This window comes from Phenylobacterium sp., from assembly GCF_030654915.1.
Taxonomy (GTDB): Bacteria; Pseudomonadota; Alphaproteobacteria; order Caulobacterales; family Caulobacteraceae; genus Phenylobacterium.
Window position 1 is genome coordinate 1 of sequence record NZ_JAURWM010000306.1, and the last position, 1,366, is coordinate 1,366.

Below are 1,366 nucleotides of genomic sequence, written 5' to 3' on the forward strand. Positions count from 1 at the left end.
CCATCGGCCTGTTGGTCGACAACGCCGGCGCCGTCGCCGATGCGCTGAACCAGGACTTCGGCTCGCGCAGCAAGGAGGCGACCGCCTTCACCGACGTTGCGGCCTCCATCGGCCCGCTGAAGCACGCCCGCGCGCACCTGACCAAGTGGATGCGCCCCGAAAAGCGCAAGCCCACCCCGGCGATCCTGGGGCTGTTCGGCGCGAAGGCGGAGATTCGCTACCAGCCCAAGGGCGTGGTCGGGATCATCAGCCCCTGGAACTTCCCGGTGAACCTCACCTTCGCGCCGCTGGCCGGGGTGCTGGCGGCCGGCAACCGGGCGATGATCAAGCCCTCGGAATTCACCCCCGCCACTTCCGAGCTGATGGCGGTGATGTTCGCCGGCGCCTTCTCCGACGAGGAGATCGCCGTGGTCACCGGCGGACCGGAGGTCGGCCAGGCGTTCGCAGGGCTGGCCTTCGACCACATGATCTTCACCGGGGCGACGAACATCGCCCGCCACGTGATGCGCGCGGCCGCCGACAACCTGGTGCCGCTGACGCTTGAGCTGGGCGGAAAGAGCCCGGTGATCCTGGGCCAATCGGCCGACATCGCCGTGGCATCGGCGCGGATCATGAACGGCAAGACCCTGAACGCCGGCCAGATCTGCCTGGCGCCCGACTATGTCCTGACCCCGCGCGAGAGCCTGGAGCCGTTCGTGGCCGGGGCCCAGGCCGCGGTCGCCAAGATGTTCCCGACCCTGAAGGACAATCCCGACTACACCGCCATCGTCGCCCAGCGGCACTATGACCGGATCAAGAACTATGTGGACGACGCCCGCGCCAAGGGCGCCCGCATCGTCGAGCTGAAGCCCGATGGCGAGGACCTCTCCCAGCAGGAGCATCGCAAGATCGCGCCGACCCTGATCATCGACCCGACCGACGACATGCTGGTCATGCAGGAAGAGATCTTCGGCCCGGTCCTGCCGGTGAAGACCTATGGCGGCATCGACGAGGCCATCGCCTACGTCAACAAGGGCGACCGCCCCCTCGGCCTCTACTACTTCGGGACCGACGAGGCCGAGCGCGAGAAGGTGCTGAACGCCACCACCGCCGGCGGGGTCACGATCAACGACGTGGTCTTCCATGTGGCCCAGGAAAACCTGCCGTTCGGCGGGGTCGGCCCCTCCGGCATGGGCAGCTATCACGGCGTCGACGGCTTCCGCGAGTTCAGCCACGCCAAGTCGATCTACACCCAGATCAAGGCCGACAAACCGTTGCAGCAGATGCGTCCACCCTACGGCCCGGCCATCCGCAAATACCTGGAAGGGCAGTTGAAGCGCTAGCGGCAAAGCCCCTCACCCCAGAAGTCCCTCTCCCTCGGGAGAGG

General features: G+C 67.3%; 1 protein-coding gene. It reads left to right on the forward strand.

Annotated elements, in window-relative coordinates; genetic code table 11:
• The coding region (locus tag Q7T84_RS16185; protein WP_304810865.1) for a coniferyl aldehyde dehydrogenase at nt 1–1,322 on the forward strand (1,322 nt) is incomplete at its 5' end.
• Between the last annotated feature and the right edge of the window lie 44 nt (nt 1,323–1,366).